We start from the raw sequence: 15,371 nt of genomic DNA, 5'->3' as shown, positions 1-15,371 counted from the left end.
TCCCGGGAAGCGCGCAGTGATACTCACACGATACCCAGAGGGGGTGCGGCTACGGGTCCGGGAGGGGTAGGGGCGCGCCCAGCACGGCGAAGGGGCGGGAGTCCCCGGGGAAGTAGAAGGTGCGCAGCACGTCGCGGAAGCCCAGGGAGCGGTACAGCCGAAAGGCGCGATTGTCCTCCCCGGGAACCTCGGGGGTGGACAGCAGGGCGTGGGTCTCCGGGGCCGTCCCGTGCGCGGGGCTGGCAGCGCGGACATCGAGCAGCGCCCGCAGGAGCCGACGCCCCAGCCCTCGGCCCTGGCGCTCGGGGGAGACCTGGACCTCCGCGACCTCGAAGTAGCTGTCCAGCAGCGCGGCGGGCAGGCGGCGATACGTCACCCCGCGCTGCACCTGCTGGTGCCACCAGGTGTGGGGCGAGCCGTGGAAACCGTAGGCCACGCCGAGGACGCGGGCGTCGGACCCGGCCGGGGAGCTGGAAGGGGAACCGGGCCGAAGGGCCGCCGGGGAATCCGCGGCGGGGGACCGCACGGCGCAGAAGGCCCGAAAGCCCGGGCGCGCGCTATCCCTCCGCCACGCGGCCACCCGGTGTGCGTGAATGCGGGTGGGGTAGCCCATCGCGGCGATGTACACCTCCACGAGGGCGGGGGCGGCCGCGCCAAACTCGGCGGCGGTGAGGGGGACGATGCGGACGGTCATGTCTCTATGGAACCACGCCGGGCGCGCGAGGGAGGGCGGGGGAGGTCTATCGAATATATTTTCGAATGGGGGCGGGGTGTGGTCCCGGGCGTGTTTTAGCGTGAGGGGCACGTAAGGGAGGGGCGCCGGAGCGCCCATCCGAGGCGAGTAAGGACTGAGGAGGCGCGGCGATGGCTCAGGTGATTTCCGCTACGGCGTTGGGGGCCTACCGGGGCGGCGCGGGGGCCCGGGTGGCGCGGCCCTCCGCCCATTCCCCGGAGGAGTTCCTGAACAAGGCGCGGGTTCTGTTGGCACAGGCCGCGAGGGAGAGCGAGCGGGGGCGCGGCGACGAGGCCCTGGAGTGCGCCTACCGGTGTTCCCTGCGGGTGGCGGGGGCGGTGCTGGCCGCCAGGGAAGGCGGGCGGCGCCGGAGAGGGACGGCGAGCGCGTGGGCGCGGCTCGGCGCGCTGGGGCCCCGGGAACGGCGCTGGGCCGAGGAGTTTCAGTCCTTTTCGCGGCTGCGCTCGCGCCTGAACTCCGGGCTAGAATCGCGGGTGGAGGACGCCGTGGTGCGGCGCCTGCTCCTCCTCGTCTCGGAGTTTCTGGGGGAGGTGGAGGGCGACGTTCTCGGCGTTGCCGCTGCCGCCTAGCGGGGTGGGAACATTGCCGCGAGGTGGGTCGTTAGACCCTACGGATAGGCAGCGAGAGAGCCAAACCTTGGGAGGAATCGTGTCGTTATCGGAGCAGGAGCAGCGGGCGCTGCGGGAGATCGAGCAGTCTCTCCTTGCGGAGGATCCCCGGTTTGGGGCGAGCGTCTCCGGGGGGTCCGGTCTGGGCGCCTCGCCGGTGCTCGTGCTGCGCGGCGTGGCCCTGGGTGTTCTCGGCCTGGTCATGCTCGTCGGGGGTGTGGCCCTGGCCCAGGTCTCGCTGTGGTTCATCGCCCTGAGCGTGGCGGGGTTCTTGCTCATGTTCGGCGCGGGCGTGTGGGTGCTGCGCGGGTCCTCGGCCGGGCCGGGCGGCTCTGTGGCCGCCGCGCGGGGTTCCCACGGCCGTGGCTCCGGCGGGGCCGGGGGGCGGCGCAGCTCCGGGGCGGGCTCCTCCGTGGCCGAGCGCATGGAACAGGACTTTCGCCGCCGCTTCGAGTAGGCGCCGGATCGCATGACGGCGGGGCGCCGAGGGCGCCCGCGCCGTGAGTCGGGGCCGCGTCGCATCCATTAGGGTGTGGGCGCGGCCCTTGTTGCGTCTCCGTGGCGGTGTCCCGTGCTTTGGCGGGCTGCCGCAGGCCTCAGCATGGGGGTGGCCGGGGCGCGGGGCGCTCGCCGGCTCCTCCGCGAGGGGTGGCGCGTGACGGTGGCGCGAGACCGGGGTGTCGTCGTCCGTTGCCGGGGCGGGGGGCGAGCCGTAGCGCTGGCGGCGGCGAGGTTCCCCCACTTTCTCCCACCCGGCCCCCTTGGGGAGGCGCGGCCCGGCTGATCGGGGTCTTAGCTGGCGGCGCGGGCGGGGCCTCGGCGTGACCGCGGTTTTTCCTGGGGTAATAGGTGCAGAGAGTGGCCCATGTGGGCCCTTGGGGTGGTGAGGCTAGGGGCGGGTAGTGTTACTGAAGTTATTATTGTGAATACCTCCGGGTGGGGCCCGGGGTAATTCCCCCACCGGATAATTCCCCCGTGAGCTGCGCTTTTGTGGGGCCTCTGTGATTGGTGGGGCGCGATGGCTAGTTTTGGTGGGGCAAAGTGGGGTAGAGTGGGGCGCACTGGACGATGCGGTGGGGCCTCGGGCTCCGCGCGGCACCGGACAGGGGAAGGAAACCGGTCCCGCGGCGGCGAGTGAAGGAAGGTGGTTCCGGGTGTTTCTCGGTACCTATACTCCGAAGCTCGACGACAAGGGGCGACTCACCCTCCCGGCAAAGTTCCGAGACGAACTGGCGGGCGGGTTGATGGTCACGAAGGGACAGGATCACAGCCTGGCGGTCTATCCGCGCGAGGAGTTCGCGGAGCGGGCGCGCAAGGCTGCGGCGGTGTCCCGCACGAACCCCGAGGCTCGCGCCTTTATCCGTAACTTGGCCGCGAGCGCCGATGAGCAGCGTCCCGACGGACACGGGCGTATCACGCTCTCTGCGGCGCATCGCAGCTACGCGGGCCTCACCAAGGAGTGCGTGGTGATCGGGTCGGTGGACTTCCTGGAGATCTGGGATGCGGAATCCTGGGCGGCCTACCAGAAGGAAACGGAAGAGGCATTCTCGGCGGCGGACGCCGACGACGTCCTCGGTGGCCTTTTGTAGGCGGCGGGAGAGGCATCCCGGCGGAGTGAGTGAAGGACTCTGCCCGGGCGTGGTGGTTGTTCTGGTGTACTTCCCCGACATCAGAACCCACATCCGCCCGGGCAGGGCCCTGCACCCACTGCGCTGCGGGCGCATGCCCCGCGAGCACGAAGGATCAACGAGCGCGATTGGCAGGAGAGGGGGATGACCGGCCCCATGAGCGACAGCGAGGTTAACGAGGCGAGGAGCCGCGAGGACTACGCCCATCGGCTCCACGAGCACCACGGGCACGTTCCCGTGCTGCGCGACCGGGTGACCGATCTTCTCTCCCCGGCCGTGGAGCGCGCCGGGGACCAGGCCGTGATCGTGGACGGGACCCTGGGCGCGGGTGGCCACGCGGAGCACCTCCTGCGGACCTTCCCGCGCGCGGTGCTCATCGGCTTCGACCGGGACCCCCAGGCGCTGGCCAACGCCACCGCCAGGATCCGCGAGGCGGGCCTGGGGGAGCGCTTCTGCGGCGTGCACGCCCGCTACGACGAGGTGGAGCGCGCCCTGGAGCGGGGAGAGGGGCCGGTCATGGAGCGGGCGCGGGCGCACGGCGTCGCCGGGGCTCTCTACGACCTCGGCGTCTCCTCCATGCAGCTCGATCAGGCGGAGCGCGGCTTTGCCTACCGGACGGACGCCCCCCTGGACATGCGGATGAACCCCACCTCGGGGATCACCGCTGCGGACGTGCTCAACACCTACACCCACGGGGAGCTGGCCAGGGTGCTCAAGACCTATGGCGACGAGCGCTTTGCGGGCAAGATCGCCAGCGCCGTGGTGCGCGAGCGGGAGAAGGAGCCCTTTAGCACCTCCGCCCGCCTGGTGGAGGTGCTGTACGCCACCATCCCCGCGGCGGCCCGGCGCACCGGCGGGCACCCCGCCAAGCGCACGTTCCAGGCGCTGCGGGTGGAGGTGAACGCGGAGCTGGACTCCCTCAGGGCGGCCGTCCCCGCGATCACCTCGAGCCTCGCCCAGGGCGGGCGCGCGGTGTTCATGAGCTACCAGTCCCACGAGGATCGCCTGGTCAAGCGCGCTTTTGCGGAGCTTAGCGCCTCCCGCACCCCGCAGGGCCTGCCGGTGGACCTGCCGGGCACGCAGCCGGGCTTCCGGGTGGTGACCCGGGGCGCGGAGAAGGCCACGGAGCAGGAGATAGAGGATAACCCCCGCGCCGCCCCGGTGCGGGTCCGAGCCATTGAGAGAATCCACACCCACGCTGAGAGCACGATTCCCGGAGGAAAGCGATGAACCCCCATAACGCAACGAGCGCTCGACGCAGCAGGGACATGAGCATGGAGGGCACCGCGCGCGCGGCGTCCACGGCGGTGCTCGAGCGCGAGGGCCGCGCGAGCGGCGTGCGCACCGCACCCCGGGCCCCGCACCGCGCACGCGGCAACCCCGTGCGCCGGGTGGTGCCCAAGCCCACGGTGGGGCGGCTGGGCTCGCGCCAGGTGGTGTCCGTGCGGGGGCGTCGCGTGGCCACGGCGCGCCAGTCCTCGCGGCTCACGCGCATCAGCCTGGTGGCCATCGTGCTGCTCGTGGGCGGCGTGGCGCTTGCCATGAGCCTCTCGGGCATCTCCACCCAGCAGACCTTTAGGCTGCAGCAGCTCACCGCGCAGGAAAAGCAGCTCGATAACCAGATCGAGACCCTGAACCGGGACGTGGAGACGGCGCGCAGCTCCTCCGAGGCCGTGCGACGCGCCAACGAGAGCAGGATGGTGGTGCCGCAGCAGCCCGGTATCCTGGCCGTAGAAGAAAACGGTGAGGTGACGGAGCGTCGCCCGGCGGAAGGGGATTCGCGCCCCATCATCGACGTCAACGACGCGCGGGTTAAGCCCAACGCGGCGTCGAGCAACCCGGCCAAGACCGAGGAGCTGGGCGATAACCTCGAGGCCCTTCCGCAGGGGCAGCAGGCTCCGCAGCCGTCCGCCCCCGCCGCGGGGCAGGCGACGCCGCCTTACCTGCGCTAACTTGGGATCTCCACGAGGGAAGGTGGCACTGGGTAGTGAATCCGTCGCATGATCGCCGCGCCCCGGCGGGCCCCCGGTACTCTGCCGGGGCGTCGTACCGTCCGGGCCCGGCCGCGCCGCAGCGGCCGCCCCGGACGCAGCAGCAGGTGATGCGCCGCCGCCTGAGCATGGTGCTGGTCATCGTGCTGGTGACGGCGCTGGTGCTGGTGACCCGCCTCGCCTGGGTGCAGGTGGTGTGGGGGCCGGAGCTTTCGGCCAAGGCCGAGGAGCAGCGCGCCCGCATCTACGTGGAGCCCGCGCGGCGCGGGGAGATCGCGGACCGGGACGGCCGCGAGATGGCGTACACGATGCAGGCGCGGTCGCTGACTGTCTCCCCCGATCTGCTGCGCCGCGAGCTGCGCGAGCAGGCGGACCTCGAGCTGCGCATGGCGGACTCCCCGGGGGCGGACGCCGCGCCGGAGAACCGCGACGCCTACCTGGACGAGCGGGTGGAGGAGACCCTCAAGGAGATGGCCCGGGGCATCCCGCAGATGATCAAGGACGCCGGCGCCTCCACCGATGAGGTGGACGCCAAGGAGATCGAGGAGAAGCTGCGCGCGGACACCCACTACGAGGTGCTGGTGCGCAACGTGGACCCCGACGTCGCGGCGGAGATCGCGGAGAAGTACCACGGGGTGGCGGCGGACCACCAGGACATCCGCCAGTACCCCAACGGGGCGGTGGGCGAGAACATCCTGGGCAAGGTGTCCATGGACGGCCAGGGGCAGTTTGGCTTCGAGGCCTCCGGCGACGCGCTCCTGTCCGGGATCAACGGCCGCATGACGGAGGACGTCTCCACCGACGGTCAGGTGATCCCCGGCACCCTGCGCGATCAGGTCCCGGCCATCGACGGCAAGAGCGTGCGGCTGACGGTGGACCTGGACGTGCAGAACTACCTTCAGCAGAAGGTGGAGCAGGCCCGGGAGAACTCCGGGGCCAAGGACGCCGAGGCGGTGGTTCTGGACGCCCGCACGGGCGAGGTGGTGGCGATGGCCAACACCGGCACCATCGACCCCAACGGGGACATCGAGAAGCAGCTCGAGCGGGGCAAGGACTTCGATAACCCCGCCATCAGCGCCCCCTACGAGCCGGGCTCGGTGGCAAAGATCATCACCGCGGCGGGCGTCCTCGAGGAGGGCCTGACCACGCCGGACGAGGTGCTGCAGGTCCCCGGAGCGATCAGCATGTCCGGGGTGACGGTCAACGACGCCTGGGAGCACGGCACGGTTCCGTACACCACCACCGGCATCTTCGGTAAGTCCTCCAACGTGGGCACCCTCATGCTGGCCCAGCGCCTGGGGGAGGAGAAATACGCGCGGTACCTGGAGAAGTTCGGCATCGGCCAGCCCACGGGTGTGGAGCTGCCCAACGAGTCCGCGGGCCTGCTGCCCTCCCCGGAGCAGTGGTCCGGCGGCACGTTCGCCAACCTGCCCATCGGCCAGGGCATGTCCTGGACCACGCTGCAGATGGCCAGTGTGTATCAGGCGCTGGCCAACGGCGGCGAGCGCGTGGAGCCACGGATCATCAGCTCCGTGACCAACCCGGACGGCACGGAGGAGAAGCTGCCGGAGCCGAAGCGCACGCAGGTGGTGCGCCCGGAGACGGCCCGCACCGTGGTGGACATGTTCCGGGCGGTCACCCAGTCCGACCCTACCGGGGTGCAGTCGGGCACCGGCCCCGGCGGCGCGATCGAGGGCTACCAGACCTCCGGCAAGACGGGCACCGCGCAGCAGGTGGACCCCAACACCGGGGCGTACTCCATGAGCGACTTCTGGATCACCTTCGCCGGGGTGGCCCCGGCCGACGATCCCCGCTACGTCATCGCTGTCATGCTCGACGACCCCGATCGCGGCGTGGAGCCCGGCGGCCAGGGCGGGCAGTCTGCGGCCCCGGTGTTCCGCGACGTGGCCTCGTGGCTGATGGATCGGGATAACGTGCCCACCTCGGACCCGATGGAGGGGTTGTTGACTCTCCAAGCGGGATAGGCGCGGATAGCCTACAACTAGACAATAAGGCAGCGGGTCCAAGGAACCACGGGAGCAAAAGGAGTTTGGGAAGAACATGGCAGCGACACTGACGACGATCGTGGACGTGACCAAGGGCACAATAGCGCTGGGGCGCCCCGGCGGGGACGGGGCCGAGCTTTCCTTCGTCCAGATGGGGTTGGACTCGACGAGCCTGGAGCCGGGGGCGCTGTTCGCCGCGCTGCCGGGCACCCGCGCCCACGGCGCCTCCTTTGCTCAGGGCACCGAGGCCGGGGCGATCCTCACCGACGAGGCCGGCGTGGAGATCCTGCGGGAGGCAGGGGAGACCCGCCCGGTGATCGAGGTTCCGGACGTGCGCGAGGTGCTTGGACTCGCGGCCGCCGAGGTGTACGGGCACCCCAGCTCCGAACTGACCGTCATCGGGATCACCGGCACCTCCGGCAAGACCACCACCAGCTACCTGGTGGAGGCGGGCCTGATGGCGGCGGGCTGCTCGGTGGGGCTGATCGGCACCACTGGAACCCGGATCAACGGCAACCCCGTGCCCTCCTCTTTGACCACGCCCGAGGCCCCCATGCTCCAGGCGCTCCTCGCGCGCATGGTGGCCGAGGGGGTAACCCACGTGGTGATGGAGGTATCCAGCCACGCCCTGGCCCTGCGCCGGGTGCAGGGCACGCGCTTTGCCGTGGGGGCCTTTAGCAACCTCTCCCAGGACCACCTGGATTTCCACCCGACCATGCAGGACTACTTTGACACCAAGGCCCTGTTCTTCCGGGAGGACTCCGGGCTGCGGGCCGAGCACGCCGTGATCTGCGTGGACGACGCCTGGGGCCTTCGCATGGCCGAGATCGCGGGACAAGGCGCCCTGACGGTGTCCACCCGGGGGGAGGACGCCCGGGTGCGGGCGCGCGACGTCCAGGTGGAGGACAGCGGCGCGCAGCGGTTTGCCCTGGACACCGAGGAGGGCAGCCTGCAGGTGCGGCTGCCTCTGCCCGGGCGCTTTAACGTGGCCAACGCCGCCCTGGCCGTGGCGATCGCGCGCGCGGCGGGCGTGGAGGGTGAGGCCTTTGCGTCCTTTGTGCGGGCGCTGGAGCGGGTGGCGGTGCCGGGGCGCATGGAGCGCGTGGACGCCGGACAGCGGTTCATCGCGGTGGTGGACTACGCGCACAAGCCCGCAGCCGTCGCGGAGATCCTGGACACGCTGCGCCATCAGGTGCCCGGCCGGGTGGGCATCGCGGTGGGCGCGGGCGGAAACCGCGACCACTCCAAGCGCCCCATCATGGGCGCGGAGGCGGCGCGCCGGGCGGACCTCGTGGTGATTACGGACGATAACCCCCGGGACGAGGAGCCGGGTCCGATCCGCGCGGCCGTGGCACAGGGCGCGCGCGACGCGGCCGAGCAGGAGGGCCGGGACGTCGAGATCCTGGAGATCGGGGATCGCCGGGAGGCCATCGAGGCGCTGGCGCGCTGGGCGCGGCCCGGGGACGCGATCGTGGTGGCCGGCAAGGGCCACGAGAACGGCCAGCTCATCCGGGGCATAAACCACCCCTTTGACGACCGCGAGGAACTGCGACGAGCACTGGAGAAGCAGGCATGATAGCGCTTTCGCTGGAGCAGATAGCCGAGGCCGTGGGCGGGCGGCTGCACGACGTCCCCGACCCCTCCGCCCGGGTGACGGGATTCGTGGAGTTCGACTCCCGCAAGATCACCGAGGGCGGGCTGTTCGTGGCCCTGCCCGGGGCGCGCGTGGACGGGCACGACTTTGCCCGCACCGCCGTGGCGGCTGGCGCGGTGGCCGTGCTGGCCGCCCGCCCGGTGGGGGTGCCCGCGATCGTGGTGCCCCCGCGCGGCAAGGGCCAGGGCGGCGCGGAGGTGTTTTCCCACGACGAGGACGGCTCGGCGGAGGCCGTGGTGGAGGCGCTGTCCGCCCTAGCCCGCGAGGTGATCACGCGCCTGAGCCGGGATCACGGCCTGAGGGTCATCGGCGTGACCGGGTCGGCGGGCAAGACGTCCACCAAGGACCTCATCGCCTCGGTGCTCTCCCAGGCGGGCCCCACCGTGGCGCCCCCGGGTTCCTTCAACAACGAGATCGGCCACCCGTACACCGCCCTGCGCTGCGAGGAGGAGACGAGGTTCCTCGTGGCGGAGATGAGCGCGCGCGGCATCGGGCACGTGGCCCACCTCGCCCGCATCGCCCCGCCGCAGATCGGGGTGGAACTCAACGTGGGCAGCGCCCACCTCGGGGAGTTCGGCTCCCGGGAGAACATCGCACGGGCAAAGGGCGAGCTGGTGGAGGCGCTGCCGCCCGCCGGGGTGGCCATCCTCAACGCCGACGACGCCTACGTGGCGGCGATGGCGGGGCGCACCCGGGCCGCGGTGCGCACCTTCTCCGCCGAGGGCCGCCCGGACGCGGACCTGCGGGCCGTGGACGTGGAGCTGGACGACGTGGCCCGCGCCTCCTTCACCCTGGACTGGCGCGGCGAGCGCGAGCGCGTGAACCTTCAGGTCTTTGGCGCGCACCAGGTGTCCAACGCCCTGGCCGCGGCGGCGGTGGGCCTGGAGAGCGGGATACCGCTGCCGCGGGTGGCGCGGGCGCTCTCTGAGCACGTCACGGCGTCCGCGCACCGCATGGACGTGCACACGCGCGCCGATGGCGTGACCGTGATCAACGACGCCTATAATGCGAATCCTGACTCCATGCGGGCGGGCATCGCGGCCCTGGCCTACACGGCCGCCGCGCGGCCCGAGGCCGCGTCCTTTGCCGTGCTGGGCGAGATGAGCGAACTCGGCGCGGAGAGCGAGGCCGCCCACGGCGAGCTGGGCCGGGAGGTGGCCCGCTACCACATCGGCTCGCTGCTGGTGGTGGGGGAAAGCCCCTCGTGCCGCGCGATGGCGCGGGAGGCCGCCGCCGGCGGGGTATCCACCAGTGTGGTGCCCGGCATCGAGGAGGCGGTGACGCAGCTTCAGGCCCGCCTGGGCCGGGGCGACGCCGTGCTGGTCAAGGCCTCCCACTCCCAGGGCCTCTGGGCGGTGGCGCAGCGCCTGGTGGCGCAGGACAACTCTTAGACAACATCCCTTAAATATCAGTAGGACATAAGGCGAAGGACCCCCGTGACCCACATCATCATCGCAGGAATCGTTAGCTTCCTCGTCTCCGTCGTGACTACCCCCGTCCTCATCAGGCGCTTCAGCAGCGAGGGGCTGGGGCAGGAGATCCGCGAGGACGGTCCGCAGTCGCACCTGCGCAAGCGCGGCACCCCCACGATGGGGGGCATCGCCCTCATCCTGGGCATCCTGGTGGGCTACGGGGCGTCCGGGCTCTACGGCATGGTCACCCAGACGGGGTCGCGGGGCTTTACGGCCTCCGGCCTCCTGGTCCTCGCCCTCACCCTGGGCCTGGGCGGGCTGGGCTTCGCGGACGACGCCATCAAGCTCTTTAAGGCCCGCAACCTGGGCCTGAACAAGACGGGCAAGCTCGTGGGCCAGCTCCTCCTGGGCATCCTGTTCGCCGTGCTCATCCTGCGCTTCCCCAATGAGGACGGGATCACCCCGGGCTCCACCAACCTCTCCTTCATCCGCGACATCTCCACCGTGGACCTCGCCTTCGGCGGGGGCATCGGCCTGCTGTTCTTCGTGGTCTTCATGGTGGTGCTGATCTCCGCGTGGTCCAACGCGGTGAACCTCACCGATGGCCTGGACGGCCTGGCCGCGGGCACCACCGCGCTGGTGATGGGCGGCTACATGGTGCTGACCTTCTGGCAGTACCGCAACTCCTGCTCCCAGGAGGTCGCCTCGGGCTGCTACTCGGTGCGCGATCCGCTGGACCTCGCCGTGATCTGCGCCGCTGCCCTGGGCGCGTGCCTGGGCTTTCTGTGGTGGAACGCCGCCCCGGCCAAGATCTTCATGGGCGATACCGGCTCCCTGGCCCTCGGCGGGCTCGTGGCGGGCCTGTCCGTGGTGTCCCACACCGAGCTGCTCATGATCCTCTTCGGCGTGCTCTTTGTCATGGAGGTCTCCTCCGTGGTCATCCAGGTGGCGGTGTTTAAGTCCACCGGCAAGCGGTTCTTCCGCATGGCGCCCATCCACCACCACTTTGAAAACGGCGGATGGGCGGAGACCACCGTGGTCATCCGCTTCTGGATCATCGCCGCCCTGGCCGTGGCCGTGGGCATGGCGCTGTTCTACGGGGAGTGGATCGCCGTCTCCGACGAATACACCGTGGTGGCGCAGGGGGTGCTGGCGCGATGAGCCGGGAGAGGAACTCCGCTTCTGCAATGTCGGGAACCCCCGAGGCGTCGGCGGTCCCCGAGGGGGCCGCGCCCGCCAACCCCGTGCCCACCAATCCCGTGCCCGGGGAACTGGCCGGGCCTATCGCGGTGGCCGGGGCCGGGGTGTCCGGCATGGCCACCGCCCGGATGCTGGACGCCATCGGCGTGGACTACACCCTCGTGGACGACCGGGCGCCGCACGCTCTGGACGTGGCCACCGCGATCTCTCGCCTGGACCACTACGCGCTGGTGGTGACCTCCCCGGGGTGGAACCCCGAGGCGGAGCTGCTGGCGGCGGCCCGGCGGCGCGGGATCCCCGTGATGGGCGACGTGGAGCTGGCCTGGCGGCTGGACGAGGCCGAGGTCTTTGGCCCCCGCCGCACCTGGCTGGTGGTCACGGGCACCAACGGCAAGACCACCACCACCGCCATGCTGGCCGCGATGATGCGGCGCGGGGGGCACCGGGCGGAGGCGGTGGGCAACATCGGCACGGCCGTCAGCGACGCCCTGCACGCCCAGCCCCGGGTGGACGTGTTGGTGGCCGAGCTCTCCAGCTTCCAGCTCCACTGGTCCCAGCGGCTGACCCCCGACGCCGGGGTGCTGCTCAACCTGGCCGAGGACCACCTGGACTGGCACGGTTCCTACGAGGCCTACGCCTTGGCCAAGGCCAAGGCGCTGCGCGGCGAGGTGGCCGTGGCCGGGATGGACGACGCGGAGGTGCGCCGCCTGGTCCACGACCTGGGCCTGGGCGCGGCCGTCGTGCCCTTTAGCCTGGGGGCCCCGGAGGCGGGCGGCCTGGGCGTGGCGGACGGATACCTCGTGGACGCCACGGGGGGCGAGCCCGTGCGGCTGGCCCCGGCGCGGGGGATTCAGCCCCCCGGGCCGGCCGGGGTGCTCGACGCCCTGGCGGCCGCGGCGATCGCCCGCAGCCGGGGGGTCTCCCCGGAGGCGATCGCGGAGGCGCTGGGCGACTTCCAGGTGGCCGGACACCGGGGCCAGGTGGTTAGCGAGCATGGCGGGGTGCGCTGGGTGGATAACTCCAAGGCCACCAACCCGCACGCCGCCGAGGCCGCGCTGGCCGCCGAGGAATCGGTGGTGTGGGTGGCTGGGGGGCAGCTCAAGGGCGCGGACGTGAGCGACCTTGTCCGGGAGCACGGGCACCGCATGCGCGCGGCGATCGTGCTGGGCCAGGATCGCGCGATCATCGCGCGGGCGCTCGAGCGCCATGCCCCCCGGGTGCCGGTGCACCTGGTGGAGGAGGCGGACCCGCGCGCCGCGATGACGCGGGTGGCCGAGCTGGCCGGGGACGCCGCCCGGCCGGGCGATGCGGTGCTGCTGGCCCCGGCGGCGGCCTCGCTCGACATGTACGCGGGGATGGGGCAGCGTGGAGACATGTTCGCCGCCGCCGCGCTGCGCGTGGCGGCGCGCGACTCCGCCGAGGGCGCGGGCCGATGATCCGACGCCAGGCGGCAACGGCAGGATGAGGGAGGAACTACGATGAGCGCCACCACTGCACCGACCGTACCCACGGAGCCGCCCTCGCGGGTGGCGCAGGCGATCCGTCGCCTCACGCGGGCCATGGACGCGCAGCCGGGGCTGGACTACCTGATGCTGCGCATCACGGTGTTCCTCCTCACGGGCATCGGCCTGGTGATGGTGATGTCCTCCTCGATGACGTGGTCCATCATCGAGGGCGCCACGGTCTGGAGCACCGCGCTGCGCCAGGGCAGCATGGTGGCGGCGGGCCTCATCATGTTCTGGGTGTGCCTGAAGATCCCCCCGCAGACGGTGCGCCGCTGCTCCTGGTGGGTGCTGGGGATCGCGGTGCTGCTGCTCGTGGCGGTGCTCATCCCCGGCGTGGGCACCGGGCGCGAGGAGGTGGGCTCCCAGTCCTGGATCGTGGTGGGCCCCCTGCGCCTGCAACCCTCGGAGTTCGCCAAGGTGGCCATCGCCATCTTCGGCTCCCACTTCCTGGCCAACCGCCGGGTGGACAACTCCGGGCTGCGCAGCCCCTACACGGTCTTTGTGGGCGTGGCCACCCTCCTGGCCTTCCTCATCATGGCGGAGGGCGACCTCGGCATGGCGGTGTCCTTTGGCATCGTGGTGCTCTTCGTGCTCATCTTCGCGGGCATCTCGCACCGCTGGGTCGTGGCGGCCTTCATCTTTGGCTTCCTCGGCATGCTGGGGGTGCTGCTGCTCGGCGGCTTCCGCTCGCACCGCTTCCACGTGTACTTCGACGCCCTCTTCGGGCACTTCGAGGACACGCGCGGCACGGCGTTCCAGTCCTACCAGGGCTTCCTCTCGCTGGCGGATGGCTCCGTGGGCGGCGTGGGGCTGGGTCAGTCGCGCGCCAAGTGGTTCTACCTGCCGGAGGCGCGCAACGACTTCATCTTTGCGATCATCGGAGAGGAGCTGGGCCTGTGGGGCGGCACCGTGGTGATCCTCCTCTTCGGCGTCCTCGGCTTCTTTGGCTTCCGCACGGCGCTGCGCGCCCGCGATAACTACCAGTCCCTGCTGGCGGCCACCCTGACCGCCGGCGTGGTGTCCCAGGCGTTCATCAACATCGGCTACGTGGTGGGCGTGCTGCCGGTCACGGGCATCCAGCTTCCCATGATCTCCGCGGGCGGCACCTCGGCCATCATCACGCTCACCTCGATGGGCCTGCTGGCCAACGTGGCCCGGCACGAGCCGGAGGCGGTCTCGGCGGTGAAGTCCTACGGCCGCCCGATGTTCGACCGCATCCTCATGATCGCGGAGCCGGACGCGGAGGAGCCCTCGGGTACCGTTCGGCGCCCCCACGGGGTGCGCAGGGGGCGGGCCCCGGAGGATCGGCAGGCGCGGTTCGGCGCGCCGGTGACCGGCCGCCCCAGGCGCTCCGCCGCAGCGCCCGAGGGGGCGAGGGGATCGGGTGCCCCTGTGCGTTCGGGGCGGGCGCCGCGGGATTACGATGGTTTTTCTACGCGCGATCCTCGCCCGCGAGGATCTGCTTCTGGTGGCGGCCCCAGGGCGCCACGGCAGGCACGACCAAGGAGAAACAAGTAAGACATGGCGCATGATTCGGAGAGGCCATCCGTGGTGGTGGCCGGTGGCGGCACGGCGGGGCATATCGAGCCGGCCCTGGCGGTGGCGGAGGCGCTGCGGGATCGCCACGGGTTCAGGGTGACGGCGCTGGGCACCGAGCGCGGCCTGGAAAAGGACCTGGTTCCCGCGCGGGGCTTCGATCTCAAGATGATTCCCCCGGTGCCGGTGCCCCGCAAGCTCAATCTCGACCTCGCGCGCCTGCCCCTGCGGGTGCGCGGCGCGGTGCGCGATACCCGCGCGGTGCTGCGGGAGGTCTCCGCCGAGGCGCTGGTGGGCTTCGGCGGATACGTCGCCGCCCCCGCGTACCTGGCCGCCGCGAGCCTGGGGCTGCCCTTTTACGTGCACGAGGCCAACGCCAAGGCGGGCCTGGCCAACAAGCTGGGCGTGCGCCTGGGCGGCACCGGCTTCAACGCGGTGTCCGGCTCCGGCATGAAGGGCGACGTGGTGGGCATCCCCATCCGCTCCTCCCTGTCCGCGGACCGCGAGGGCGAGGCCGCCGAGCGCGGGCGCGCCGCCTGGGGGCTCGAGGTGGACCGCTCCACGGTGCTGGTCACCGGAGGGTCCCAGGGCGCGGTGAGCCTCAACAAGGCGCTGGCGCAGGCCCTGGACCGGATCACCGGGGAGGGCATCCAGGTGCTCCACGCCTACGGCAAGAAGAACGACGCCCCCGAGCCCCACGAGGGCTACGTGAGCCTGCCCTTCATCACGGACATGGCGGCCGCCTACGCGGTGGCCGACCTCATCGTGTGCCGCTCCGGGGCGATGACGGTGGCCGAGGTGACCGCCGCCGAGCTGCCCGCGGTGTACGTGCCGCTGCCGCACGGCAACGGCGAGCAGGGGCTCAACGCCAAGGACGTGATCGCGGCCGGGGCGGCGCGTACCATCGCCGATGGCGATCTCACCGGCGAGGTCCTGGCGCGGGAGGTGCTCGACATCCTCTCCAACCCGCACACGCACCAGGAGATGCGCCGCGCCGCGGCGGCGCGCGCGAGCAACAACGCGGCGGAGATCATCGCCGATAGGGTGGCCGCCGCCCTGGCCTGATGCGGGCCCGCA

General features: G+C 71.6%; 13 protein-coding genes. 12 read left to right on the top strand and 1 reads right to left on the bottom strand.

The features are described from left to right. Positions 1 to 49: 49 nt before the first annotated feature. A complete protein-coding gene (locus B140_RS0101230; protein WP_018117530.1) occupies positions 50 to 694 on the bottom strand; it encodes a GNAT family N-acetyltransferase in 645 nt (214 codons plus the stop codon). Between the two features lie 170 nt (positions 695 to 864). Here B140_RS0101230 and B140_RS0101225 point away from each other — a divergent pair, with 170 nt between their 5' ends. The 12 genes from B140_RS0101225 to murG all read left to right on the top strand — a co-directional run bounded on the left by B140_RS0101225 (position 865) and on the right by murG (position 15,359). After that, a complete protein-coding gene (locus tag B140_RS0101225; protein WP_018117529.1) occupies positions 865 to 1,323 on the top strand; it encodes an SAV_6107 family HEPN domain-containing protein in 459 nt (152 codons plus the stop codon). A 79-nt stretch (positions 1,324 to 1,402) separates the two neighbouring features. Beyond that, on the top strand, positions 1,403 to 1,819 hold the full coding sequence (locus B140_RS0101220) for a DUF3040 domain-containing protein (protein ID WP_018117528.1): 417 nt from the start codon (positions 1,403 to 1,405) through the stop codon (positions 1,817 to 1,819). Positions 1,820 to 2,516: 697 nt separating this feature from the next. Continuing rightward, positions 2,517 to 2,951, top strand: coding sequence for a division/cell wall cluster transcriptional repressor MraZ (mraZ, locus tag B140_RS0101215; protein ID WP_018117527.1), 435 nt, complete (start codon positions 2,517 to 2,519; stop codon positions 2,949 to 2,951). Between the two features lie 195 nt (positions 2,952 to 3,146). After that, positions 3,147 to 4,220, top strand: a complete 1,074-nt coding sequence (rsmH, locus tag B140_RS0101210; RefSeq protein WP_026165854.1) for a 16S rRNA (cytosine(1402)-N(4))-methyltransferase RsmH — start codon at positions 3,147 to 3,149, stop codon at positions 4,218 to 4,220. Beyond that, positions 4,217 to 4,942 (top strand): cell division protein FtsL, encoded by a 726-nt coding sequence (gene ftsL, locus B140_RS11570; RefSeq protein WP_083912184.1) that lies wholly within the window; start codon positions 4,217 to 4,219, stop codon positions 4,940 to 4,942. Before rsmH ends, ftsL begins: the two co-directional genes overlap by 4 nt. 149 nt (positions 4,943 to 5,091) lie before the next feature. After that, entirely contained in the window at positions 5,092 to 6,966 is a 1,875-nt protein-coding gene (locus tag B140_RS0101200; protein WP_018117524.1) for a peptidoglycan D,D-transpeptidase FtsI family protein, read from the top strand. Between the two features lie 76 nt (positions 6,967 to 7,042). After that, positions 7,043 to 8,563, top strand: a complete 1,521-nt coding sequence (locus B140_RS0101195; protein WP_018117523.1) for a UDP-N-acetylmuramoyl-L-alanyl-D-glutamate--2,6-diaminopimelate ligase — start codon at positions 7,043 to 7,045, stop codon at positions 8,561 to 8,563. After that, the gene (locus tag B140_RS0101190; protein ID WP_018117522.1) at positions 8,560 to 10,032 is read left to right on the top strand and encodes a UDP-N-acetylmuramoyl-tripeptide--D-alanyl-D-alanine ligase; all 1,473 of its coding nucleotides are present in this window, start codon (positions 8,560 to 8,562) and stop codon (positions 10,030 to 10,032) included. The genes B140_RS0101195 and B140_RS0101190 overlap by 4 nt, the downstream gene beginning before the upstream one ends. 45 nt (positions 10,033 to 10,077) lie before the next feature. After that, the gene (gene mraY, locus B140_RS0101185; RefSeq protein WP_018117521.1) at positions 10,078 to 11,214 is read left to right on the top strand and encodes a phospho-N-acetylmuramoyl-pentapeptide-transferase; all 1,137 of its coding nucleotides are present in this window, start codon (positions 10,078 to 10,080) and stop codon (positions 11,212 to 11,214) included. 26 nt (positions 11,215 to 11,240) lie between these two features. Further along, a complete protein-coding gene (murD, locus tag B140_RS0101180; RefSeq protein ID WP_018117520.1) occupies positions 11,241 to 12,689 on the top strand; it encodes a UDP-N-acetylmuramoyl-L-alanine--D-glutamate ligase in 1,449 nt (482 codons plus the stop codon). Positions 12,690 to 12,731: 42 nt separating this feature from the next. Continuing rightward, positions 12,732 to 14,276 (top strand): FtsW/RodA/SpoVE family cell cycle protein, encoded by a 1,545-nt coding sequence (locus B140_RS0101175; protein WP_018117519.1) that lies wholly within the window; start codon positions 12,732 to 12,734, stop codon positions 14,274 to 14,276. A gap of 3 nt (positions 14,277 to 14,279) precedes the next feature. Continuing rightward, positions 14,280 to 15,359: an undecaprenyldiphospho-muramoylpentapeptide beta-N-acetylglucosaminyltransferase gene (gene murG, locus B140_RS0101170; RefSeq protein WP_018117518.1), complete on the top strand. Its 1,080-nt coding sequence runs from the start codon at positions 14,280 to 14,282 to the stop codon at positions 15,357 to 15,359. Positions 15,360 to 15,371: the final 12 nt, after the last annotated feature.

Origin of the sequence: Corynebacterium mastitidis DSM 44356, assembly GCF_000375365.1 — a bacterium.
Classification (GTDB): Bacteria; Actinomycetota; Actinomycetes; order Mycobacteriales; family Mycobacteriaceae; genus Corynebacterium; species Corynebacterium mastitidis.
This window is presented reverse-complemented; position numbering and strand designations above follow the sequence as displayed.

Bases quoted from the DNA above. Each gene is read 5' to 3' on its own strand.
- B140_RS0101230 (WP_018117530.1), bottom strand. From the start codon at position 694: ATGACCGTCCGCATCGTCCCCCTCACCGCCGCCGAGTTTGGCGCGGCC.
- B140_RS0101225 (WP_018117529.1), top strand. From the start codon at position 865: ATGGCTCAGGTGATTTCCGCTACGGCGTTGGGGGCCTACCGGGGCGGC.
- rsmH (WP_026165854.1), top strand. From the start codon at position 3,147: ATGAGCGACAGCGAGGTTAACGAGGCGAGGAGCCGCGAGGACTACGCC.
- ftsL (WP_083912184.1), top strand. From the start codon at position 4,217: ATGAACCCCCATAACGCAACGAGCGCTCGACGCAGCAGGGACATGAGC.
- B140_RS0101200 (WP_018117524.1), top strand. From the start codon at position 5,092: ATGCGCCGCCGCCTGAGCATGGTGCTGGTCATCGTGCTGGTGACGGCG.
- B140_RS0101195 (WP_018117523.1), top strand. From the start codon at position 7,043: ATGGCAGCGACACTGACGACGATCGTGGACGTGACCAAGGGCACAATA.
- B140_RS0101190 (WP_018117522.1), top strand. From the start codon at position 8,560: ATGATAGCGCTTTCGCTGGAGCAGATAGCCGAGGCCGTGGGCGGGCGG.
- murD (WP_018117520.1), top strand. From the start codon at position 11,241: ATGTCGGGAACCCCCGAGGCGTCGGCGGTCCCCGAGGGGGCCGCGCCC.
- B140_RS0101175 (WP_018117519.1), top strand. From the start codon at position 12,732: ATGAGCGCCACCACTGCACCGACCGTACCCACGGAGCCGCCCTCGCGG.
- murG (WP_018117518.1), top strand. From the start codon at position 14,280: ATGGCGCATGATTCGGAGAGGCCATCCGTGGTGGTGGCCGGTGGCGGC.